The sequence below is a fragment of the Burkholderia sp. BCC1985 genome (assembly GCF_905339915.1).
GTDB lineage: Bacteria > Pseudomonadota > Gammaproteobacteria > Burkholderiales > Burkholderiaceae > Burkholderia.
The window spans coordinates 88,084-110,777 of sequence record NZ_CAJPGY010000023.1 but is presented as its reverse complement, the minus strand read 5'-3'; the positions used below and the strand labels follow the sequence as shown (position 1 = coordinate 110,777).

General features: G+C 66.5%; 19 protein-coding genes. 5 read left to right on the top strand and 14 right to left on the bottom strand.

Translation table 11 applies throughout. The annotated features are described in order from the left end of the window. Window positions 1-270 precede the first annotated feature (270 nt). Window positions 271-1,158: a formyltetrahydrofolate deformylase gene (gene purU / locus U4Z31_RS23370; RefSeq protein WP_321811472.1), complete on the top strand. Its 888-nt coding sequence runs from the start codon at window positions 271-273 to the stop codon at window positions 1,156-1,158. 150 nt (window positions 1,159-1,308) lie between these two features. Here purU and U4Z31_RS23365 read toward each other — a convergent pair whose 3' ends face one another. The 11 genes from U4Z31_RS23365 to U4Z31_RS23315 all read right to left on the bottom strand — a co-directional run bounded on the left by U4Z31_RS23365 (window position 1,309) and on the right by U4Z31_RS23315 (window position 15,612). Beyond that, the gene (locus tag U4Z31_RS23365) at window positions 1,309-2,964 is read right to left on the bottom strand and encodes an APC family permease (RefSeq protein ID WP_321811471.1); all 1,656 of its coding nucleotides are present in this window, start codon (window positions 2,962-2,964) and stop codon (window positions 1,309-1,311) included. Window positions 2,965-3,144: 180 nt separating this feature from the next. Continuing rightward, a complete protein-coding gene (locus tag U4Z31_RS23360; protein ID WP_044844355.1) occupies window positions 3,145-4,008 on the bottom strand; it encodes a glycine betaine ABC transporter substrate-binding protein in 864 nt (287 codons plus the stop codon). A gap of 149 nt (window positions 4,009-4,157) precedes the next feature. Continuing rightward, complete coding sequence (locus tag U4Z31_RS23355; protein WP_321802251.1) at window positions 4,158-5,306, bottom strand: hybrid-cluster NAD(P)-dependent oxidoreductase; 1,149 nt, start codon at window positions 5,304-5,306, stop codon at window positions 4,158-4,160. Window positions 5,307-5,333: 27 nt separating this feature from the next. Beyond that, the gene (locus U4Z31_RS23350; protein ID WP_321811470.1) at window positions 5,334-6,575 is read right to left on the bottom strand and encodes an aromatic ring-hydroxylating dioxygenase subunit alpha; all 1,242 of its coding nucleotides are present in this window, start codon (window positions 6,573-6,575) and stop codon (window positions 5,334-5,336) included. 52 nt (window positions 6,576-6,627) lie between these two features. After that, window positions 6,628-7,413: an electron transfer flavoprotein subunit beta/FixA family protein gene (locus tag U4Z31_RS23345; protein ID WP_044844358.1), complete on the bottom strand. Its 786-nt coding sequence runs from the start codon at window positions 7,411-7,413 to the stop codon at window positions 6,628-6,630. Beyond that, entirely contained in the window at window positions 7,410-8,579 is a 1,170-nt protein-coding gene (locus U4Z31_RS23340; protein ID WP_124521487.1) for an electron transfer flavoprotein subunit alpha/FixB family protein, read from the bottom strand. The genes U4Z31_RS23345 and U4Z31_RS23340 overlap by 4 nt, the downstream gene beginning before the upstream one ends. 4 nt (window positions 8,580-8,583) lie before the next feature. Beyond that, window positions 8,584-10,509: a (Fe-S)-binding protein gene (locus U4Z31_RS23335; RefSeq protein ID WP_321811469.1), complete on the bottom strand. Its 1,926-nt coding sequence runs from the start codon at window positions 10,507-10,509 to the stop codon at window positions 8,584-8,586. 3 nt (window positions 10,510-10,512) lie between these two features. Next, window positions 10,513-12,576, bottom strand: coding sequence for an NADH:flavin oxidoreductase (locus tag U4Z31_RS23330; RefSeq protein ID WP_044844361.1), 2,064 nt, complete (start codon window positions 12,574-12,576; stop codon window positions 10,513-10,515). 73 nt (window positions 12,577-12,649) lie between these two features. Then, window positions 12,650-13,183, bottom strand: coding sequence for a DUF5943 domain-containing protein (locus U4Z31_RS23325; RefSeq protein ID WP_006488993.1), 534 nt, complete (start codon window positions 13,181-13,183; stop codon window positions 12,650-12,652). A 139-nt stretch (window positions 13,184-13,322) separates the two neighbouring features. Then, window positions 13,323-14,294 (bottom strand): dipeptidase, encoded by a 972-nt coding sequence (locus U4Z31_RS23320; protein ID WP_044844362.1) that lies wholly within the window; start codon window positions 14,292-14,294, stop codon window positions 13,323-13,325. A gap of 43 nt (window positions 14,295-14,337) precedes the next feature. After that, window positions 14,338-15,612: a serine hydroxymethyltransferase gene (locus U4Z31_RS23315; RefSeq protein ID WP_044844363.1), complete on the bottom strand. Its 1,275-nt coding sequence runs from the start codon at window positions 15,610-15,612 to the stop codon at window positions 14,338-14,340. A 9-nt stretch (window positions 15,613-15,621) separates the two neighbouring features. On the opposite strand from U4Z31_RS23315, the gene U4Z31_RS23310 reads away from it, so the two are divergent. Further along, window positions 15,622-15,846: a hypothetical protein gene (locus U4Z31_RS23310; protein WP_321802250.1), complete on the top strand. Its 225-nt coding sequence runs from the start codon at window positions 15,622-15,624 to the stop codon at window positions 15,844-15,846. A 224-nt stretch (window positions 15,847-16,070) separates the two neighbouring features. Next, window positions 16,071-17,096: a GlxA family transcriptional regulator gene (locus U4Z31_RS23305; RefSeq protein ID WP_124485146.1), complete on the top strand. Its 1,026-nt coding sequence runs from the start codon at window positions 16,071-16,073 to the stop codon at window positions 17,094-17,096. 73 nt (window positions 17,097-17,169) lie between these two features. Here U4Z31_RS23305 and U4Z31_RS23300 read toward each other — a convergent pair whose 3' ends face one another. Continuing rightward, entirely contained in the window at window positions 17,170-18,582 is a 1,413-nt protein-coding gene (locus U4Z31_RS23300; protein ID WP_321811468.1) for a discoidin domain-containing protein, read from the bottom strand. Between the two features lie 283 nt (window positions 18,583-18,865). On the opposite strand from U4Z31_RS23300, the gene U4Z31_RS23295 reads away from it, so the two are divergent. Together U4Z31_RS23295 and U4Z31_RS23290 are read left to right on the top strand one after the other, a co-directional pair. Then, window positions 18,866-20,287 carry a PLP-dependent aminotransferase family protein gene (locus tag U4Z31_RS23295; RefSeq protein ID WP_321811467.1) on the top strand — a complete coding sequence of 474 codons (1,422 nt, stop codon included), beginning with the start codon at window positions 18,866-18,868 and terminating at the stop codon, window positions 20,285-20,287. 8 nt (window positions 20,288-20,295) lie between these two features. Then, window positions 20,296-21,114 carry an ATP-dependent serine protease gene (locus tag U4Z31_RS23290; RefSeq protein WP_321811466.1) on the top strand — a complete coding sequence of 273 codons (819 nt, stop codon included), beginning with the start codon at window positions 20,296-20,298 and terminating at the stop codon, window positions 21,112-21,114. Here the strand turns inward: U4Z31_RS23290 and U4Z31_RS23285 are convergent. Together U4Z31_RS23285 and fdhA are read right to left on the bottom strand one after the other, a co-directional pair. Continuing rightward, complete coding sequence (locus tag U4Z31_RS23285; protein WP_321811465.1) at window positions 21,099-21,269, bottom strand: hypothetical protein; 171 nt, start codon at window positions 21,267-21,269, stop codon at window positions 21,099-21,101. The two genes, U4Z31_RS23290 and U4Z31_RS23285, sit on opposite strands and share 16 nt — an antisense overlap. 123 nt (window positions 21,270-21,392) lie before the next feature. Then, window positions 21,393-22,589: a formaldehyde dehydrogenase, glutathione-independent gene (gene fdhA, locus U4Z31_RS23280; RefSeq protein ID WP_044844368.1), complete on the bottom strand. Its 1,197-nt coding sequence runs from the start codon at window positions 22,587-22,589 to the stop codon at window positions 21,393-21,395. Window positions 22,590-22,694: the final 105 nt, after the last annotated feature.

The following is a 22,694-nucleotide window of genomic DNA, read 5'->3' as shown; positions in this document are numbered from 1 at the left end:
CTCGCTGGACCGGCTACGGCTGCACCGCCTGACGCTCGCTGGACCAGCCGCGCCCGCCCCGCCCCGACACCCCGCCCAGCGTCCCCAAAACCCCCGCCTCAAACCTCGCCACCGCCCCGCCGCGCTGGCGCGCCGATACCAGCCACACGGCGGGTTGGTTCTATCCGCGCCCAAATCGTCCTGATTTACTTGAGCCTCCCGCTACCTGCGTAGCGTGGCGCCCCGTCGCGCCGCCGCGCGCGTTGCGTTCCCTGACATCCGAGGAATCTCATGACCGCCGACTCACGCCCCGATCAATTCGTCCTGACGCTGTCGTGCCCGAGCGCGGCCGGCCAGGTCGCCGCCGTCGTCGGCTTTCTCGAGCGCCATCGCTGCTACGTCGATGCGCTGAACGTGTTCGACGACGATCTCAGCAACCACTTCTTCGTGCGCTGCGTGTTTCATCCGACGGATGAGACGCTGCAGATCGACGCGCTGCGCCAGGAGTTCGATCCGATCGCGACCGCGCTCGGCGGCGGCGGTGACGGCGACACGCAATGGGCGATCCACGACGTGAACGCGCGCCCGAAGGTGCTGATCATGGTGTCGAAACTCGAGCACTGCCTCGCGGACCTGTTGTTCCGCTGGCGGATGGGCGAACTGAAGATGGACATCGTCGGCATCGTGTCGAACCATCCGGACTTCGAGCCGCTCGCCACGCAGCACGGGCTGCCGTTCCGCCACTTCCCGATCACGGCCGACACCAAGGCGCAGCAGGAAGCGCAGTGGCTCGACTTCTTCGAGTCGAGCGGCGCCGAACTCGTGATCCTCGCGCGCTACATGCAGGTGCTGTCGCAGGAAGCCAGCGCGAAGCTCGCGAACCGCGCGATCAACATCCATCACTCGTTCCTGCCCGGCTTCAAGGGCGCGAAGCCGTATCACCAGGCGCATGCGCGCGGCGTGAAGCTGATCGGCGCGACCGCGCATTTCGTGACCGACGATCTCGACGAAGGCCCGATCATCGAGCAGGTGGTCGAACGCGTCGATCATGCGCTGCGTCCCGAGCAATTGCTCGCGGTGGGCCGCGACGTCGAGTGCATCACGCTCGCGCGCGCGGTGAAGGCGTTCATCGAGCGGCGCGTGTTCCTGAACGGCGACCGGACGGTGGTGTTTCCGTAAGCGCATCCGTTCGGCGCACAGCCAACAAAAAACCCGACCGGCAGCACCTGCCGGTCGGGTTTTTTATCGCGTTGCGTTCGACGCGTCGCGCAACGGCCCCGGGTGCGGTGTCCGGGTTCGTCGCGCGACGCGCGTGCCGCGTTCAGATGCTTACTTGACCCACGCGAAGTAGTACGACAGCCAGATCGTCAGCGCTGCGCCGACCAGCGCCGCATACGGCATCAGGTTCAGCCACAGCGCGCGCTTCGGCACCTCGAGTTCCATGTCGCGCTGCATCTGCGCGGGGAAACGGCCGCGATCCTGCCAGTAGTGACGATAGAGAAACACCGGCACGATCAGCAGCATCGCGATCAGCCCGTTGCGCAGCGTGCCTTCGCCCTGCAGGTTCGCGCCCGCGCCGACATAGACGAGGTTCGCGTAGCCGCAGACCGAGCCGGCGACGAGCAGCCAGGTCGGGCAGCGGAACGGCCGATCCCAGTTGCCGCGGTCCATTCGGTGGATCCAGCCCGACTGGAGATTCAGGAATACGAACAGCATGTAGCAGACGTTCGAGATCGCCAGCACCGTCATGTAGTCCGACATCATCAGCAACACGAGGTTGAAGCCGAGATCGGTCCACATCGCGCGCGTGGGCGAGCCGTGCTCGTTCACGTGCGACAGGTACTTCGGCAGCCAGCCGTCGACCGATGCCTGGTACAGCGTGCGCGACGAGCCCATCATCGACGTCATCACGATCAGCAGGATCGACAGCATCAGCATCACGACGACCGCGTTCGCGACCCATGCACCGCCACCGACGATCTTCGCCATCGCGGCCGCGACGCCGGTGCCGTCGCCGATCGCCGGATCGAGCATCGCCTGCGTGCCGAGCGCGCCCTGGAACGCCATCGGCACGAGCGTCATCACGACGAGGCACAGCGCGCCCGACCAGAAGATCGCCTTCGCGGTGTCGCGACGCGGATCGCGGAATTCGCGCGTGTAGCAGACCGCCGTTTCGAAGCCGTACGACGCCCAGCCGGCCATGAACATCGCGCCGAGCGCCATCGTCACGCCCTGCCCGTTCCACGAACCGAAGGTCGCGGTCGTGAGGTTGCCTTGAGCGTCATGACCGAGCGGCAGCAGCGGAAGCAGGTTCGACATCGGCACGTCGCCGGTGACGAACGGCACGATGCCGACGATCAGCAGCGGCGTGAGCGACGCAATGCCGAGAATGCGCTGCGTGCGCGCGGCTTTCGACGCACCGCTGTGCTGAAGCTTGAACGTGATGAGAAGCAGAATCGTCGCGATGATGAACGTCGCGTTGATCCGCAGTGAAAGACCGGACTTGATGAACCCGAGATCCGCAACCTTGAACTGCCAGTGCAGCACCGCCGCGTCGGCGGGAAAGAGACTCGTGAGCGCATAGCTCGCCGCGAGGCCGCAGCCGAGCGCGAGCATCGGCGACCACGCGAGCCAGTTGCACCACACGGAAACCGGGGCAATCAGCTTGCTGTAACGGACCCAGCCGATCGCGCCGTATACCGACGCGCCGCCCGATTTATGGGGAAATAGTCCCGATATTTCCGCATAAGTCGCGCTTTGAATCAGCCCCATCGTGATCGCGGCGATCCAGATCGCCCACGCGGGCTGGCCGATCGTCGCGCATACGCCGCCGATCGTGAACAGCACGCCTGCCGGCACGCCGCTCGTCACCCAGAATGCGTCTTTCCAAGTCAGGCCACGCTGCAGCGTGTGGCCCGTCGAATCATGTGAGATGGTTGCCTCAACGTCACTGGTGCGATTAGCACGCAGTCCTGCCTGACTCATCCAATTCCTCCTGTGATGACTCCGCACAAGGGCCGTAGTGTAACAACTTATGGGCTTTTTTGCAGAATCAGTAAAAGAAAGCCGGGATATGGCCGCATGAATTCACGATTGTTTCGGATTCCTGCATGCCATTCCCGGCGTATTTATTTATGATGATTCGCGCGACGAATCGCCGCGGTCTTACTGCGCGCCTTCAGTCCACGAATTCACGCGGTCAGCATGCGCGGCAATCCATGCATCGGCGGCCGCTTCCGGCTTCGAACCGTTCTGGATCGCGAGCATCACGCTGTCGATCTCGCCCGGCTTCCACTGGAACTTCTTCAGGAACGCGACGACCGGCTTGGCCTTCGTTTCGAGCTGCGGGTTCGCGACGCTGTCGACGTGCTCCGCGCCGCCGAACACCTTCTTCGGATCCTCGAGGAAGCGCAGCTTCCACTTCGCGAACATCCAGTGCGGCGCCCAGCCGGTCACGATCACCGGCTTGTTCGCGCCGACCGAGCGCGACAGCTCGGCCGTCATCGCGCTGCCCGAACTCGGCATCAGCGTGTAGCTGAGGCCGTAGCTCTTGATCGCTTCGTCGGTCTTGCGCATCACGCCCGCGCCCGCATCGATGCCGACGATCCGGCCGCCGAAGCTGCTTTTCTCGGCATTCAGATCTTCGATGCTCTTCGCCTTCACGTAGTCGGGGACGATCAGGCCGATCTTGGCGTCAGGAAAGTTCGCGCCGAGATCGACGACCTTCGACTTGTACTCGCCCCAGTAGGAGCCGTGCGTGACGGGCAGCCATGCGGACAGCGTCGCGTCGAGGTCGCCGCGCGCCACGCCCTGCCACATGATCCCGGCAGCCACCGGCACGAGCTGGACCTGGTAACCGAGCTTCTTCTCGATCACGCGTGCCGCGACGTTCGACGTCGCCACACTGTCGTCCCAGCCTTCGACGTAACCGATCTTCAGCGTGGGCTTCGTATCCGCGAGCGCCGACGCGCTCAATGCAACCATCGCCGACAGTGCGCCGGTCCACAGCAGTTTTCCGAACAACTTCATGGTCGATCTCCTTGAAATGCGCACCGTGCGCGTTGTCTCTCTAGGTTCTTCAACCACAAATCCGCGGTATCGTTGTTTTCCGACGGATGCTTGTCCGGAGGCGACGCAACGCGACGCGACGCGCCCGGACCGGCGATGGCTCGATACGACTACTTGTCGATCACGAGATCCGACAGCGGCTTGCTGCAGCACAGCAGCACCATCCCCTGATCGATCTCGCGCTGGCGGATGCCGCCGTTGTGCTTCATCTCGACCTGCCCCGACACGAGCTTCACCTTGCAGGTGCCGCACATGCCCTGGGTACACGACGCCGGCAGCCGCACGCCGGACTGGCGCGCCGCGTCGAGCACGTGCTGCTCCGAGCCGCACGAAATCTCGCGATTGCTCTTCGCGAAGCTGACCGTGTACTGCTTCGTCGCGACGTCGCCGTCGTTGGCCGCCGGCGCGAGTTCGGCGATCACGTCGTCGCTCGCGGTCTGCGCGAGCGTCTCGAACGAGAAGCTTTCCTCGTGATACTGCTTGCGGTCGAAGCCGGCTTCGTCGAGCAGGTCGCGCACGGCCTTCATGTACGGCGCGGGGCCGCACGTGAAGATCTCGCGCTCCATGAAGTCCGGTGCGATCAGCTTCAGCAGCGGCAGCGTCAGGAAGCCCGTGACGCCCGGCCAGTTGGTGCGTGCACCGACGCGCTCGACGACGAACGACGTACGGAAGTTCGTATGGTTCGACGCGATCAGGTCGAGCTCGCGCGCGAAGATGATGTCGTCCGGCGTGCGCGCGCTGTGCACGAACAGGATGTCGCGATCCTCGGCGAGATCATGATGCGCGCGGCTCATCGACATCAGCGGCGTGACGCCCGAACCGGCCGACAGGAACAGGTACTTGCGCGCCGGATGCCGCGCGCACGTGAATTCGCCGGCCGGGCCGAGCACGCGAACCGACGCGCCCGGCTGCAGGTTGTCGTGCAGCCAGTTCGACACCTTGCCGCCCGGCACGCGCTTCACCGTGATCGAGATCGTGTGCGGCCGCGCGGGCGACGACGAGATCGTGTAGCACCGGTTGATCGTCTCGCCGTCGATGTCGAGTTCGAGCGTGATGAACTGCCCCGGCTCGAAGGAAAACGCACGGCCTTGCGGCGAACGGAAGAAGAAACTCTTCACGTCGTGGGTTTCCTGACGCACGTGGCAGCACACCAGCGTTTCCTCGACGTCGCTCGTCCAGCGCTCGGGCAGCGCGCTCCAGAACGCCGGGTGCGTCACCCGGCTGTCCACCGGCTCGAAATTGGCCGAATCTCGCATCATGTGTAGCTCCACTTGCTGTCTGCTGTACTACGCGCCGATTTTTTCGGCGAGCCGGCCGATGTACCAGGCCGAGAATTTTTCGACGAGACCTTCCGTGTACGGCGAATACGGGCCCGGCTCGTATGCGCTGCTGGTCGCGCCGCGCTGCGAGAATTCGACGAGCGCGCGATCCTGGTCGTTGGTCGCGTTCCACACGGCCGTCAGGTTCTTCACCTCGTAGTCGATGCCTTCCTTCGCATCCTTGTGGACGAGCCACTTGGTGCGCACGAGCGTCTTGCCGGCCGACAGCGGAATCACCGAGAACGTCACAATGTGATCGCTCATGAAGTGATGCCACGAGTTCGGCTGCGTCCAGAACGACAGGCCGCCGAGGTCGGCCTGGTCGAACTGGCCGAGCAGCTTCTTCGATGCGACCTTCGCGTCGAGCGTCTGCGATTCGCCGTGGCGGTCGAGCGGCAGGCGCTGCGTGCGGAAGCCCGTCACGTCGAGCAGCTTTTCGATTTCGGCGGACGGCAGGCCCATCTCGGCCCACTCCTTGCCGCGGCGCACGCAGGTTTCAGCGAACGCGTCCATGCCTTCGGCGTTCGCGTCGGAGCGCTGGTAGCCGAAGCCGTATTCGTACAGCGAGATCGTCAGCTCGGGATGGTTCGCGACGCAGTGATAGCACTCGCGGTTGTTCTCCATCGTGAGCTTCCAGTTGCCTTCCTCGATGATGTCGATCTGCGCGGCGATCTTCGTGTTCGGCAGATCGTGCGGCAGCAGATACGGCTCCATCTGGGCGCGCAGCTGCGCGAAATCGACCGGCGGCTCCTCGGCGAGGCAGATGAAGATCAGGCCCGCGAGGTTCTGCACGTGCACCGACTTCAGGCTGTGCTTGCAGCGGTCGAACTTCTCGCCCATGTGCTCGGCGAACATCAGCTTGCCGGTCAGGTTGTAGGTCCAGCTGTGGTACGGGCACACGATGTTGCCGACCGAGCCCTTATCCTCGTTGCACAGGCGCGCGCCGCGGTGGCGGCACACGTTGTGGAACGCGCGGATTTCCATGTCGTCGTCGCGCACGATCAGGATCGAGTCGCTGCCCAGTTCCACGGTCACGTAGTCGCCCGGCTCGGGAATGTCCGGTTCGACCGCGACCTGGATCCAGTGCTGGCGGAAAATCGCCTCCATGTCGAGGGCGAAGATGTCCTCGCTCGTGTAGAACGGCGCCTCGAGGCTGTAACCTTCCTTGCGTCGCTCGATCAGTGCACGAATGTCTGCCGATACTTTCATCGTTTGCTCCGGATTCCTTGCGTCCCAGTGTGGTTGCCGACAGGCATCAAAATCAGTAGTCGATGAGCTGATGCTCGCGCAAATACGCGAGGATCACTTGTGCTTTTTCGACTGAACTCCCTTCATTTACGACGTTGCCGCCGCGGCTTTCGGTCGTGGTCGCGGACAGCATCCGGGCATGCCCCGAGCGCTTCTCGGCGGCGACCAGCTTTACGGGTTTACGCTCGATCGGGCCGACCTTCCAGGCCGCCGCATCGGCGTCCGCGCCGGTCGACGTGAGTGCCGGGCGGATCGCGCCGGCGCGCAGCCGCGCATACGCGTAGCGCGGCGCCACGTTGGCGAGCGGATGGACCGCGACGACGGCCGGCAGCGCCGCGTCGACGCGCCGCCGCAGCCCTTTCGGCAAGAATTGCCGGACCGCCGCGCGGCCGCCGTCGACCGTCACGTCGACGGCCGAGCCGACGAGCGGATAGCCGAGCGCCGCGGCGACGCGATACGGCAGCATCCCGGTGTCGTACGCGCCCTCGGCGCGCGTGCCGGTCAGCACGAGGTCGTAGCCTTCGACGCGCGCGGCTAGCGCATGCGCGGCGTCGTCGCCGTCGTGGCAGGCCAGCACCTCGACCTGCCGCGCGCCGAGCGCGAGGTATTCAGCAAGCGCTTCATTCGCGGGATCGCCCGCATGGATCACGTCGAGCTGCGCGCGATGCCGCTCCGCGAGCTGGCGGCCGACCTCGAGCGCGGCCGCGTCGTTGCGGCTGTAGCGCGCGGTGCCGCTGACGGGGTGCCGGCCGACGGACACGAGCACCGCGATGCGTTGCAACTGGCGGGGGGCGTTCATGCTGCGACTCCTTCGGTTTCACGCGAGCCGACCGCGGCCGGCGATTGTCCGCGCGACGCGCGCGCGGCCTGCACCTGTTCGATCAGCGCGGCGATCGTCGCCTGCGCGTCGCCCACCACCGTCAGGTTCGCGCGCTTCGCGATCGGCGCGCTGCCGTCGAGGTTCACCGCGATCACGTGGCGGCAGTCCTTGATCCCCTGCAAGTGCTGCACCGCGCCCGAGATGCCGAACGCGATGTACACGCTCGCCTCGACCGTCTTGCCGGTCGCGCCCACCTGCTTGTCGCGTGTGAAGTGACCGTTGTCGACCGCGACGCGGCTCGCGCCGATCGCCGCGCCGAACGCGCCGGCCAGTTGCTCGAACGCGCCGATGTCGGACACGCCGTTGCCGGCCGACACGATGAAGTCGGCTTCCTCCAGCGCGACCTGCGCCGCGTCGATTTCCTCGAGGCCGAGATCGCGGTATGGCTGCGCCGCGTCGCCGGCCGGGCGGATGAAGTCGGCGGCCAGGCGCTCGCCGGCGCCGACGAACGGCAGTTTCGCCTCGACCGCGTTCTGCGCGAGCAGGATCACGTCGGGCAGCCCGCGCGTCGCGAACGCGCGGCCGGCCTGCGCATACGCGCCGACATGCTTCGCGTCGATCTCGACCACGTGGGTCGCGACGCTCGCGCCGGCAGCCGCCGCGTAACGCCGGCCGAGATCGCCGTCGCCGGTCGCGTTGTCGGGCACGAACACGTGCTTCGGCGCGAGCGCCGCGGCGCATGCCTGCAAGGCTTGCAATTCGCTTTCGGGCGCAAACGCGCGACGGTCGAAGTCGGCCAGCTCGATCAGCTTGTCGACGCCGAGTTCGGCGGCGTCATCCTTCAGTTCACCGAATGCCAGCAGCGCGACTTCCGTCTGCGCGTCGGCGAGCACCGCGGCAGCGGCAATCGCCTGCCGCGCATGGTCGTCGAGCGCACCGCGTTCGGCGTGCGCCACCACCAGCATCACGTGCTTCGGGTCCTGCACCGCGCGGCGCGGCTTCGCGGCCGCGGCGCCGTGGCCGTGCGCGGACCACTGCGCGGCGCTCGCATCGGCGCTGCCTTCCTCGCCGAGCGTGATGCGCTTCAGGCCCGCGGCCGTGATGATGAACGGCCGGCGCGGATCGATTCGTTTGATCGTGTTCATCGATTCACTCCAGCGAGGCGGCAACGAGTTCGGCCACGTCGAGCACGTCGGGGCGCGGGCCCACGACGCCTTCGAGCATCGCCGTGCAGTTCGGGCAACCGACCGCGACCACGTCCGCGCCGATCGCGCGCGCGTCGGCGATGCGGATGTCGGGAATACGCTGCTTGCCCGGGATGTCGGTCAGCGGCGCACCGCCGCCACCGCCGCAGCAGCGCCCGCGCATGCCGTTGCGCTCCATCTCGACGACCTGGATGCCGATCGTCTTCAGCAGCTTGCGCGGCGATTCCGTCTCGCCGTTGTAGCGGCCGAGGTAGCACGGGTCGTGATACGTGGTGCGCTTCTCGCGCAGCGACTCGACCGCCTTCGGCGCGATCTTGCCGCTGTCGGCCAGCTCCGCGAGGTAGGTCGTGTGATGCTTGACCGTCACGCGCAGCCCGAGCGCGCGGTATTCGTTGCGCAGGCTGTGCATCACGTGCGGGTCGGCCGTCACGATCTGCTTGTACGACAGCGAGCCGAGCGTGCCGATCAGGCGCTTCGCCATCTGCTGGAACGTCGCTTCGTCGCCGAGGCGGCGTGCGACGTCGCCGGTGTCGGTCTCGGTCCCGCCGAGCACCGCGTAGTCGACGCCCGCCTTGTTCAGCACCTTGACGAACGCGCGCAGCGTGCGCTGGTAACGCATGTCGAACGCGCCTTCACCCGCGACGAACAGCACGTCGACCGGCTTGCCCGGTTGCGCGACCGGCGCGTTCAGGTCGACCGACCAGTCGTAGCGCGCAGCCGTGTCGTAGCCGCCCATCGTGCCGGTCTCGCGCAGGTTCGCGAGCACTTCCTGGCCCTTGCCCGGCACCGTGCCGTGCACCAGCGTGCGGTTGCGGCGCATGTCGACGATCGCGTCGACGTGCTCGATCAGCATCGGGCACTCCTGCACGCATGCGCGGCAGGTGGTGCACGACCACAGCGTCTGCTCCTCGATCAGGCCCGACACGATCGGGCCGTTCGGCTCGCCGCGATGCTGGCCGACCGCGAGGCCCGGCGTCGGGCTGCCGGCGTACGCGGCATCGGTGCCGCCCGCCATCCCGACGACGAGATCCTGGATCAGTTTCTTCGGGTTCAGCGGCTGGCCCGATGCGAACGCGGGGCACGCGGCTTCGCACTTGCCGCACTGCACGCACGCGTCGAAGCTCAGCAGCTGGTTCCAGCGGAATTCGACCGGCTTCGCGACGCCATACTCCTCGTGCTCGATGTCCGGCAGCTTCAGCGCGGTCGGCGGCGTGGCCGTGCCGTTGCCCGTGAACGATTCACGGGTGGCCGCGAAACGCTCCTGGCGCGGGTGGAACGCGAGGTGCAGCAAGCCGGCGATCGCGTGCTTCATCGGGCCGCCCTTCGCGGCGCCGACGGTCATCGTGAAGGCGCCGACGCCGATCAGCAGCGCGCAGAGCACCGCGAACGCACCCGACATCGCGCCGGTCGGCACGACCATGAACAGCACGAGGCCGAGCGCGAACGAGCCGAGCAGCCAGGGCAGCGCGTTCCACGGGCCGCGCGACAGGCGCGCCGGCACGTCCTTCGCCGCGCGGCGGCGCCAGACGAACACCACGCCGACGAGCATCGCGAGCGCCGCGAGGAAGATCAGCTTGTCGAGCCACGGCGAGTAGATCGCGAGGCCGTAGTTGACGAACACCAGCGCGAGCGCGGCGATCGCGCCGCCGGCGGTCGCGACGTGGGTCTTCGCGATGTACGGATCGCGGGCGACCACATGGTGCAGGTCGACGAAGTAGCGCTTCGGGATCGCGAACAGGTTCGCGATGCCGAACGAGCCGGGCGCCGTCGCGCGCCCGAGACGCCAGTAGGACGAGCGCTTCGCGACCGCGAACGCGAGCCCCGCCACCGACAGCCACAGCAGTGCGGTAATGAGGAAAGCCGGATTCATTTTTTAGAAATCCTTGACGAGGCGCAGCGAGTCGTAGATCGCACCGTGGACGTTGTGCATCGAGATGCAGTCGCCGACACGGAACAGCAGGAAGCGGCCGTTGCCCAGTTCTTCCGACAGGCACGGCTGCGGCTCGGCCGCGAACAGCGTGTGCGGATCGATCTGGCCGCGGTTCACCGACTCCGGCTTGAGCTTCCAGTACAGCTCGTCGTTCGGCGACGAACCGTTCTCGATCACGACCTGGTCGACCGCGCGCTCTTCCAGCTCCTCGGTGTATTCGTTGCGCAGCACGGCGATGATCTTGCCGTCTTCCTCATACACGCGATCGAGCATCGTGTTCGGCGTCGGGATCACGCCGAGCGCGTACAGGCGGCGATAGAAGATCGGGAACGTCGTGCCGCCGCAATCGTCGGCCACCTTCACGTCGGGCGTCACGACCTCGACCTTCGAGCCGCGGCTCGCCATGAAGTCGGCCACGCCGGCGCCCGCATGCGTGCTCACGCCGTCGAACAGCAGCACGTTCTGCTTCGGCTCGACCTTGCCTGTCAGGATGTCCCACGAGCTGACCGCGAGACCTTCGGCCACGCCCCACGCCGGCACCTGCCACGTGAAGCTCGAACCGCCGGTCGCGAGCACGACGATGTCCGGCTTCTCGGCCATGATCATCTTCTCGTCGGCGGCGACGCCGAGGCGCCGGTCGACGCCGAGACGCTTGGTTTCCATGTCGAACCAGCGGATGATCCCCGACATCTGTTCGCGCTGCGGCGCCTTCGCGGCGATCATCACCTGGCCGCCGACTTCGGCGTTCTTCTCGAACAGCACGACGTCGTGGCCGCGCAGCTTCGCGACGCGTGCGGCCTCGAGCCCCGCGGGGCCCGCGCCGACCACCACCACCTTGCGCTTCGGGCCGCGCGACTTCTCGATGATGTGCGGCATCGTCGCTTCGCGCGACGTCGCGGCGTTCTGGATGCACAGCACGTCGAGGCCGTTGTACTGGCGGTCGATGCAGTAGTTCGCGCCGACGCACTGCTTGATTTCGTCCTCGCGGCCGTCGCGGATCTTGATCACCATGTGCGGATCGGCGATCTGCGCGCGCGTCATGCCGACCAGGTCGATCATGCCGTTCGCGAGCAGGCGCTCGGCCTGGCCCGCGTCGCGGATGCTCTGTGCGTGCATCACGGGAATCTTCACCACCGACTTGATGCCGGCGGCGAGGTGCACGAACGGCTCCGGCGGCAGCGCCATCGGCGGCATGCAGTTCGCGATCGTGTTGTGCGTGTCGCCGCCCGAGCCGACCACGCTCAGGTAGTCGATCAGGCCCGTCTCCGACATCGCCTGCGCGATTTCCTTCAGCGCTTCGTGATCGAGACCGTCCTCGTGGAATTCGTCGCCGCACATGCGCAGGCCGACGCAGAAATCCTTGCCGACCGCTTCACGCACGGCCGTCAGCACTTCGATGCCGAAGCGCAGACGGTTCTCGAGGCTGCCGCCCCATTCGTCGGTGCGGTGGTTCGAACGCTTGCTCCAGAACTGGTCGATCAGGTGCTGGTGCGCGGCGGAGATTTCGATGCCGTCCATGCCGGCTGCCTTCACGCGCTTCGCGGCGGCCGCGAAGTCGCCGATGATGCGGCGGATTTCCTCGATCTCGATGATCTTCGCGTTACCGCGGTGCACCGGCTCGCGCACGCCCGACGGCGACATCAGGTGCGGCCAGTGCTCGCCGTGGAACGACGAGCGGCGACCCATGTGCGTCGCCTGGATCATGATCTTCGCGCCGTGCTTGTGCATCGTGTCGGCGAGACGCGTGAGCGGGTCGATGATCTTGTCGTTCGACAGGTTCACCGACTTCCACCAGCCCTGCGGGCTGTCGATCGACACGGGGCTCGAGCCGCCGCAGATCGCGAGGCCGACGCCACCCTTCGCCTTCTCTTCGTAATAGCGGATGTAGCGGTCGCCCGGCAGGCCGCCCGGCTCGGCATACACCTCCGCGTGCGCGGTGCTGACGATCCGGTTGCGCAGCGTCAGCTGGTTCAGCTGCATGGGTTTGAACAGGTGGGGATAACGCATCGCAGGCGACCTCTGGCGTTCGAATGTCTCGTGTTGCGGGTGTTGTTTGTTGCTGTGTCGTCGGGTCGGCGCGTCAGTGCGCGATCGGCGACACTTCGAAGACGCAGTGATCGTGGTGCTCGGCCGCACACTGCACTTCTTTCGACTGCGCGCGCGGCGCGCCCTTGCCTTCCGGCGTCGTGTCGTTGACCCAGTCCATCGCGCCGGCGAACCAGCCCGCGAACATGTAGCAGAGCTTGCCTTCCTTGCCCGGCTGCTGGAGCACGAACGACGAGTGGCGCAGCTCGATCTTCGCGCGTGCGCTGGCCGGATCGGCCTCGATGATCGAGAACAGGCCCCAGCCGCGTTGCGACAGGCGCTTCAGGTAGTGCTCGAACACCGCCATGCCGGTGAGGCCGTGCAGCTTCGCTTCCTTGTCGCACCAGTGGTACGCGGACTTGTAGCCTGCCTTGTAGAGGATCTCGGCATACGCCTCGACGCCGAGCGCTTCCTCGACGGCGACGTGGTTGTTCGTGAAGAAGTGACGCGGCACGTACAGCATCGGCAGCGCGTCGGTGGTCCAGACGCCGGTATCGGGATCGACGTTGATCGGCAGTTGCGGTTGCATCGTGGTGACTCCGTGAGGAAAATTGGCCGCGCGGCTCAGGCGCAGGCACGACATCGTCCGCGTGCCCGCGCGACAGGCGCCGGCACGTCCCGATTGTTCTAGTGTTGAATCGCGGGTGGCGGTTCGGCTCGGCGGGCGCTTACGCGCCCCACACGTCCTTGAACACGCGCACCCAGTTCTCGCCCATGATCTTGCGGATGCGCGACTCCTTCCAGCCGTGGCGTTCCATCGCCGCGGTCAGGTTCGGGAATTCGCCGATCGTGCGGATGCCGTCCGGGTTGATCACCTTGCCGAAGTTCGTCAGCTGGCGATAGCGGCCCTTGTCATGCGTCAGCATGTCGAAGAATTCCTTCGCGAAATCCTGCGTGAAGTCCGTGCCGATGCCGACCGCGTCTTCGCCGATCAGGTTCACGACGTAGTCGATCGCCTCGATGTAGTCGTCGATGTTCGCCTCGATGCCGCGCTTCAGGAACGGCGCGAACATCGTCACGCCGACGAAGCCGCCGGCGTCGGCGATTTCCTTCAGCTGCGCGTCGCTCTTGTTGCGCGGATGTTCCTTCAGGCCTGACGGCAGGCAGTGCGAGTAGCACACCGGCTTCTTCGAGAACGCGATCGCTTCCGACGACGTGTTGCCGCCCACATGCGACAGGTCGACCATGATGCCGACGCGGTTCATCTCGGTGATCACTTCGCGGCCGAAGTCCGACAGGCCGCCGTCGCGCTCGTAGCAGCCGGTGCCGACCAGGTTCTGCGTGTTGTAGCAGAGCTGCACGACGCGCACGCCCATGTCGGCGAACGCCTCGATGTAGCCGAGGTTGTCCTCGAACGCATGCGCGTTCTGGAAGCCGAGGATGATCCCGGTCTTGCCTTCCTTCTTCGCGCGGAAGATGTCGTCGGTCGTGCGCACCAGCGTCAGCAGTTCGCCGTTCTCGCGGATCTTCTGCTTCATCACGCCGATGTTGTCGACGGTCTTGGTGAAGTTCTCCCACACCGATACCGTGCAGTTCGCGGCCGTGATGCCGCCCTTGCGCATGTCCTCGAACACCGGCTTCTCGAACTTCGAGATGTTCAGTCCGTCGATGATGATGCTGTCCTGATGCAGCGTGCTCATATCTGCCTCTCGCTCCAGTCTCTGCTGTATGTGGGGTCGTCGATCAGTAAATCGGGAAGCGCTCGCAAAGCGCGAAAATCTCGCGACGCACGCGCTGTTCGGTCGCGTGGTCGCCTTCGGGGTTCGCGCGCAGCGCGTCGAACACCTCGAGAATCAGCCGGCCGACTTCGCGGAACTCCGCGACGCCGAAGCCGCGCGTCGTGCCGGCCGGCGTGCCGAGTCGGATGCCCGACGTGACGGTCGGCTTCTCGGTGTCGAACGGAATGCCGTTCTTGTTGCAGGTGATGCCCGCGCGTTCGAGCGCCTGCTCGACCGGCGCGCCCTTCAGGCCCTTCGGGCGCAGGTCGACCAGCAGCAGGTGGTTGTCGGTGCCGCCGGTGACGAGGTCGACGCCGCCCGCCTTCAGCACTTCGCCGAGGGCCTGCGCGTTCGCGAGCACGTTGTCGATGTAGGTCTTGAAGTCCGCATGCAGCACTTCGCCGAACGCGACGGCCTTGCCGGCGATCACGTGCATCAGCGGGCCGCCCTGCAGGCCGGGGAACACGGCCGAGTTGATCTTCTTCGCGATCTCTTCGTCGTTGGTCAGCACGAAGCCGCCGCGCGGGCCGCGCAGCGTCTTGTGCGTGGTCGACGTGACGACGTGCGCGTGCTCGACCGGATTCGCATGGCGGCCGGCGGCGATCACGCCCGCGATGTGCGCCATGTCGACCATCAGCTTCGCGCCGACGCTGTCGGCGATCGCACGGAAGCGGGCGAAGTCCAGCGCGCGCGGGTACGCCGAGAAGCCGGCGATGATCAGGCTCGGCTTGTGCTCGTGCGCGAGTGCCTCGACCTGGTCGTAGTCGATCCGCATCGTGTCGCGGTTCACGCCGTACTGCACGGCGTTGAACCACTTGCCCGACAGCGCCGGCTTCGCGCCGTGCGTCAGGTGGCCGCCGGCGTCCAGCGACATGCCGAGCACCGTGTCGCCCGGCTTCGCGAGCGCGAGCATCACCGAACCGTTCGCCTGCGCGCCCGAGTGCGGCTGCACGTTCGCATAGCCGGCGTTGAAGATCTGCTTCACGCGCTCGATCGCCAGCGCCTCCACCTCGTCCGCGAATTCGCAGCCGCCGTAGTAACGCTTGCCCGGATAGCCTTCCGCATACTTGTTGGTCAGCACCGAACCCTGGGCCTCCAGCACCGCGCGCGACACGATGTTTTCCGACGCGATCAGCTCGACCTGCGACTGCTGGCGCTCGAGTTCCTTCAGGATGGCGCTGCGCACCGGCGCGTCGCGCTCGGCGAGGGGCTGCGAGAAGAAAGGCTGGGTGTTCGACATAGTGCGTCCGTGACGAAGAATAAAGGGCGTGAAACCGAAGCTCGAGGCCCGCCATACCTGGGTTTCCAGCGCATCCAGTGCAAGGCTGCCGACGGCTCTATTCTTGTCGTTCGGATTTTCGACGGATTGATGAATTTAGACGCGTTCTTTACCTTTTCCGCCATGCGCGTCCGTTTTGTACAAGTGACCGGTCGTGCTTTTTGGGATGACGAGGCAAGCCGGCGTGTGCAGTGAATTCGCGATTCACCGATGGACAGGCACTTCGCCGGTGCCTGTGCTGTGCTTCCCGGGTGCAGCGCAGCCCGCTTACGGTGCAGTGCAGCATCCGCCTCGCCCCCATACAACGTATGGAGCTAGGGTTTAGCCGTATGGCACGGTTGTTGCGCTCGCTCCCACAATACGGCAGCCCGATCCGCGCCTCGGGCTAAAAGCTATTAGAGATTCAAGGAACGCTCCCCATGTCGCCCGACCGCACAGCGTCGCTGTCCCACTTCGCGTTCATGCCTTTACCGAACTTCACGATGATCGCGTTCACCAATGCGATCGAGGTGCTTCGGATGGCGAACTACCTGAGCGGCCAGCCGCTCTACCGCTGGTCGATCATCAGCCCGGACGGCGGCCCGGTCACGGCGAGCAATGGCCTCACGGTCGACACGGGCCCGGCCGAGTGCGTCGGGCAGCCGGATATCGTATTCGTGTGCGGCGGCGTCGACGTGCAGCGCGCGACCACGCCCGCCCATCTGTCGACGCTGCGCCGCTTTGCGCGTTCGGGCATTCCGCTCGGCAGCCTGTGCACGGGCACCTATGCGCTCGCGAAGTCGGGGCTGCTCGCGGGCTACGCGTGCGCGATCCACTGGGAAAACATGTCGGCGCTGAAGGAAGAGTTTCCGGACACGCGCTTCCTGAAGGAACTGTTCGTGGTCGACCGCGATCGCATCACGTGCACGGGCGGCGTCGCGCCGCTCGACATGATGCTGAACCTGATCGCCGCGCGGATAGGCACGCCGCGCGTCACGCAGATCGCCGAGCAGTTCATCGTCGAACACGTGCGCGACACGAGCGCGCAACAGCGGATGCCGCTCGTCGCGCGGCTCGGCTCGGCGAACAAGTCGCTGTTCGAAGTGATTTCGCTGATGGAGAACAACATCGAGGAGCCGCTGTCGCGCGAGGAGCTCGCGCGGCTCGCGAACATGTCGCAGCGGCAGCTGCAGCGCCTGTTCCGCGAACACCTCGGGATGACGCCCACGCACTATTACCTGACGCTGCGGCTGCGCCGCGCGCGCGAGCTGCTGCTGCAGACCGACATGTCGATCATGCACATCACGATGGCGTGCGGCTTCCAGTCGGCATGCCACTTCAGCAAGAGCTATCGCGATGCGTTCGGCGTCGCGCCGACGCGCGAACGCCGCAAGCAGGTCGCGCCGCTCGCGCCGGGCGCGGCGACATCCGCGCCGGCGTTTCCGGCGCATGTGATTCATGCGTGACGCACGAGTTGCGCGAGTTGCACGAGTCGCGCGATAAAAAAAAGCGGCCTCGAAGGCCGCTTTTTGCTGGTGCTTACGATCCCCACACCTGCATTTCGTCGAGCGAGTACCCCCACTGCGTCGCCCGCTTCGTGCCGAGCATCCGCACGTAGCGCCCCTGCGCATTCAGGTTCGGCAACGTGACGTGACCGTACGACACGCCGTTGTTCGTCGAGTAGACCGTCGTCCAGTTCGCGTTGTCGTTCGACGTCTGGATCTGGTACACGAGCGCGCCCGCGTCCCAGTAGAGATCGACGCTGCTGATCTTCTTCACCGCGCCGAGATCGACGGAGATCCATTGCGGATCGACGCCCGCGCCTTCCGGCGAATCCCAGCGCGTGCTGGTCGTGTTGCCGTCGAACGCCTTGTCCGCCGTCAGCGATGTGTTGTAGCTCGCCGACGCGGCAGCCGGCCGACCTTGCGACAGCAGCGTCGGCTGCGCGGCGGCCGGGCCGCCGTAGTAGCTCGAGCCGAGCTTCGCCTTGGTCGTGTCCGCGTTCACGCCGAACTGCGACAGGCTCCAGCGCTGGCCGGTCGTCACGTCGCCGACGTAGAGCTGGTAGCCGCCCGCCGTCGTCGACGAGAAGAACACGTAGTTCGTGCCGGTCACCGGCGCCGGGTCCGAGTTGTTGCTCACGCAGTCGTTGATCGGCAGCGCGTTCGGCGTCGATGCCGGGTCCGCGGTCTTCGTGTAGATCTGGTCCGCGCCGCCGCTATCCTTCCAGCGTGCATAGAACACCATGCCGTCGCCGCGCACGATCGGATAGTAGGTCTGCAGACCGGCCGGATGATCGAACGTGGCGGTCGCGCCGGTCGCGATCGTGCGCTTCATCAGCCCCATGTTCGAGCCGGTGCCCGTCGCGTAGTAGACGGCGCTCGCGTCCGGCGCGAGGAACGGCATCGAGTATTCGGCGCCGGCCGGTGCGTTCGTCAGGCTCACGACCGACGTGAACACCGGGCCCGCGCTCGTGTACGACAGCGTGCCCTGCTTCACGTCGCCGTTCTGCTTGAACACGAGCGTCTTGCCGTCTGCGCTGAATTTCGGATCTTCGTTGCGCGTCGCGCCGGTGCTGTTCGTCAGGTTGACGGGCGGCGTGCCGGCGCCGAGCTGCAGCATGAACACGTTCCATGCGCCGTTGCTGATGCCCATGAACGCGAGCCACTTGCCGTCGGGGCTGAACACGCCGTTCATCGGATCGGTGATGCCCCAGCTGCTCTTGCTCAGCTGCGTGAGCGTATGGGCCGAAAAATCGTACAGGAACAGCTGGCTCGTGCCGTCGCCGTAGTTGACGTAGCTGTGATAGACGAGCTTGCCGGTCAGCGCCGCGGGAAACGACGCGTTGGATTGAGTCGGAGGATTGCTGATGCAGGCCGCTTCGGCGGTACCACTGGACAGGTTGAGAGCGATGCCGGCCACGAGGCCCGCAGCGAGGAACTTCGATTTCACGCTGATTGCTTCCGGGAAAGGTAGGGACGGAGCGGCCCGGGTCCCGCACACGGTGCACGGGGTTCACGGGTCCGCCATCGGAGGGCGCGAACTCGGTATCGATCACGCATCGGGAATGAAACTTGCGCAGGATGCCTGCTCGCTCGTCTGAAGAAAAGGCTCAAAGTGAGTCGAAAACAACCGGATCAGCGACAGGCGCATCAGCGTTTGAGGGCGGGATTGAACGCGGCGGAGGCCGTGCTACTCTTTTTTCACGACGGCCGCGATCGGCCGGAGGGCAGGCATGAAGCGTTATGCGGCGCTGGCTCAGACGATTGGCGACGCGATCCGGCGTGGCGACCTCGGGCCCGGCGCGCGTATCCCGACCGTGCGCGCAGCGTGCCGCGCTTACCGTGTAAGTCCATCCACCGTGTTTCGCGCGTACTACAAGCTCGAAAGCGAGGGCCTGATCACCGCGCGTGCGCGCTCCGGATATTTCGTTGCGAACCTGGATGACAAGCGCGTGCGCGAGGGTCACGACACCCCGCGCAAACCGGCTGCGCCGCAGGCCGGCGACAACGATGTGCTGTTCCGCTTGCTCGACTCGCTCAAATTCGACGACATCGTGCCGCTGGGTTCCGCATTCGCGAGCTATTCGCTGTTTCCGATGAGCAGCCTGTGGCGGTATGCGGCGGCGGCGGCCCGCAACATGGACCGCGCGAAACTGCTGGCCGGACTGCCGCCCGGCCATGAAGCGCTGCGCCGCCAGATCGCACTGCGCTACCTGAACGCGGGCGCGTCATTGCCGATGGAAGAGATCGTCATCACGACCGGCGCGGCCGAAGCGCTGACGCTGAGCCTGCAGGCGCTCACGCGCCCCGGCGACATCGTCGCGATCGAACGTCCGGCCTACCACGCGGTACTGCAGGCCGTGCGGCGGCTGCATCTGAAGGCCATCGAAATTCCGGTGGATCCGCGCACCGGCCTCGATCTCGATGCGCTCGCCGACGCGCTCGACACGCATCCGGTGCGCGCCTGCTGGTTCATGACCTCGTTCCACAACCCGACCGGCGCGACGCTGCCCGACGAGCGCAAGCGCGCGCTGATCGACCTGCTCGCGTCGCACCGCGTGCCGCTGATCGAGGACGACGTATTCGGCGAACTGCACTTCGGCCCGACGCCCACGCGGCCCGCGAAGCTGTACGACGAAAGCGGGCTGGTGCTGCATTGCGGTTCGTTCTCGAAGTGCCTCGCCCCCGGTTTCCGGGTCGGCTGGGTCGCGGCCGGACGCTACGTGAAGCAGATCAGGCAGGTGAAGAACGCGAGCGCGCCGGCGGCCGACGTGCCCGCGCAGATGGCTGTATCCCGCTACCTGCTCAACGGCGCGTACGACCGCTTCCTGCGCAGGCTCCGCCGCAACCTGGCGGCGCACCAGGCACAGATGCTGGCGGCCGTCCGCGCGTACTTCCCGCCCGACACGGCGGTGCATGCCCCGCGCGGCGGGTATTTCCTGTGGATCGAATTGCCGCCGCACGTGGATGCGATGCGGTTGTTCGGCGACGCGATGAAAAACGGCGTCAGCCTCGCGCCCGGGCCGATTTTTTCCATGACGGGCGCCTTTCACCGCTACGTCCGGCTGAACTACGGCCGGCCGTGGACCCCTGCCGTCGAGGACGCGATGCAGACCCTCGGGACGCTCGCGCGGCGGCAACGACAGACGAGGTAGCAACGACCATGCAAGTCCTGCCCATCCGGAAAGTCCGCACGCGCGACACGTTGCGCGGCGCACTGAACCTGCGCGCCGAGCCGCGCGATGCCGTCAGCCAGCGCTGCCGGCAATGCGGCTTCATGGCATTCCGCGCCACCGAGCAATGCCCCGTCTGCGGACTCGGGGACTGGCCGTTCGCGCCGCTGCGCGAATCGAGCGAATCGAGCGACCAGAGCAACCGGAGCGACGAAACGCAGGCCGCTCCTCCGCACGACGCGCCCCCCGTCCCGACATGGTCGTCGCGCATCGGCGCCGCGGTGCGCAGCGCGGCGATCCGGCGGCCGAGCGCGTCGAGCGCGCCGCTGCTGAGCATCCTGACCCTCGTGCTGCTGGTCGGCGGCTATGTGACGTTCGACCGGACGTGCAAGGCCGACCCGGTCTGCCGCGGCCAGGGCGCGCCGGCGCCAGCGGCAAACGACGCCAGTCTGCATGCGGCCGACGCGCAGACGTTGCCGGTCGTGCCCGCGCCCGTCTATGCATTTCATCCGGCCGACCACCCGGCGCTCGACACCGACCGGCTTGCCGCCGCCGACCGGCTGGACGCAACCGATCGAGCAGGCTATGCCGGCACGAGCCGACACATGACCGGACGCACGGCAACCACGGTCGCACGGCACGCACCGGCCGTGCGCGCGCGCAGCGGTACGCGCGTCGTCAACTGGAAAGGCGGCGCTACCGCGACGCGACACGCGCACGCGATTCGCCGCGTGAGCCTGCATACGCGCCACGGTCGGCGCGCGACGGCAAGCGCGACCCAAGTGGCCATGGTCTACCGCGCGCACTGAGCGCCGGGCGCGCCGGAATTCGGCGCGATCGCGGCCGCGATGCTGTCGTACGGGATCGCCGCATACGACTCGAAGCGCAAGCCGGCGAGCGTCCGGCCGTTCGTGTCGGCGTTCGGCAGCCGGTTGGCCGCGGCGATCGGTCTCGTGCCGCTCACCGTATCGCAGCAATCGCGGGCCGCAGCGATCGGGGTTCGCCTGCGCCGGCAGCGCCCGCCCACAGCAAAAACGGGCGGCACCGATTCCGGTGCCGCCCGTTTCATGTTCCGCCCGTTCGTGCGTCAGGCCGCCAGCAAGCCGTGCGGATCGATCACGAATTTGCGCGGCGCGCCGCCGTCGAACTTCTTGTAGCCTTCCGGCGCCTGATCGAGCGAGATCACCTCGACGTTGACGATCTTCGCGATCGGCAGACGGTCGAACAGGATGGCCTGCATCAGGTTGCGGTTGTACTTCAGCACCGGCGTCTGGCCCGTGAAGAACGAATGCGACTTCGCCCAGCCGAGGCCGAAGCGGATGCTCAGGCTGCCGTGCTGCGCGGCCTTGTCCTTCGCGCCCGGATCGTCCGTCACGTACAGGCCCGGAATGCCGATCGCGCCGGCCGGACGCGTGATTTCCATCAGCGAGTTCAGCACCGTCGCGGGCGCTTCCTCCGAATGGCCCGACGAACCATGGCCATGCGCCTCGAAGCCGACGCAGTCGACCGCGCAGTCGATCTCCGGCACGCCGAGGATCTGCTCGATCTGCTCACCGAGCGACGCGTCCTTCGACAGGTCGACCGTCTCGAAGCCCATCGCCCGCGCGTGCGCGAGGCGTTCCGCGTTCATGTCGCCGACGATCGTGACCGCCGCGCCGAGCAGGCGCGCCGATGCGGCCGCCGCCATCCCGACCGGGCCCGCGCCCGCGATGTAGACCGTCGAGCCCGGCTTCACCCCCGCGCTCACCGCACCGTGATAACCGGTCGGCAGAATGTCGGACAGGCAGGTCAGGTCGCGGATCTTCGCCATTGCCTGGTCGCGGTCCGGGAATTTCAGCAGGTTGAAGTCGGCGTACGGCACGAGCACGTACTCGGCCTGGCCGCCGATCCAGCCGCCCATGTCGACGTAGCCGTATGCGCCGCCGGCTCGCGACGGATTCACGTTCAGGCACACGCCCGTATGCGTGTCCTTGCACATCGCGCAGCGGCCGCACGCGACGTTGAAGGGCACCGACACGAGATCGCCGATCTTCAGCGTCTCGACGTCGCGGCCCACCTCGACCACTTCGCCCGTGATCTCGTGACCGAGCACGAGGCCGATCGGCGCGGTCGTGCGGCCGCGCACCATGTGCTGGTCGGAACCGCAGATGTTCGTGCTGACCACTTTCAGGATCACGCCGTGGCCGATCGCGCGGCCGGTCGGATCGACCATCTTCGGATAATCGATCTTCTGAACTTCGACCTTGCCCGGCCCAAGATAGACGACACCTCGATTGCTGCTCATCGTATTGTCTCCATGTCTCGTTGGATGGCGCTGCTGTGCGCCGGCAGATGCGGTGCTACGCAACGTGCTGTTCGAGAGTAGTCCCGGAGGTGGGGGCGTCGATGT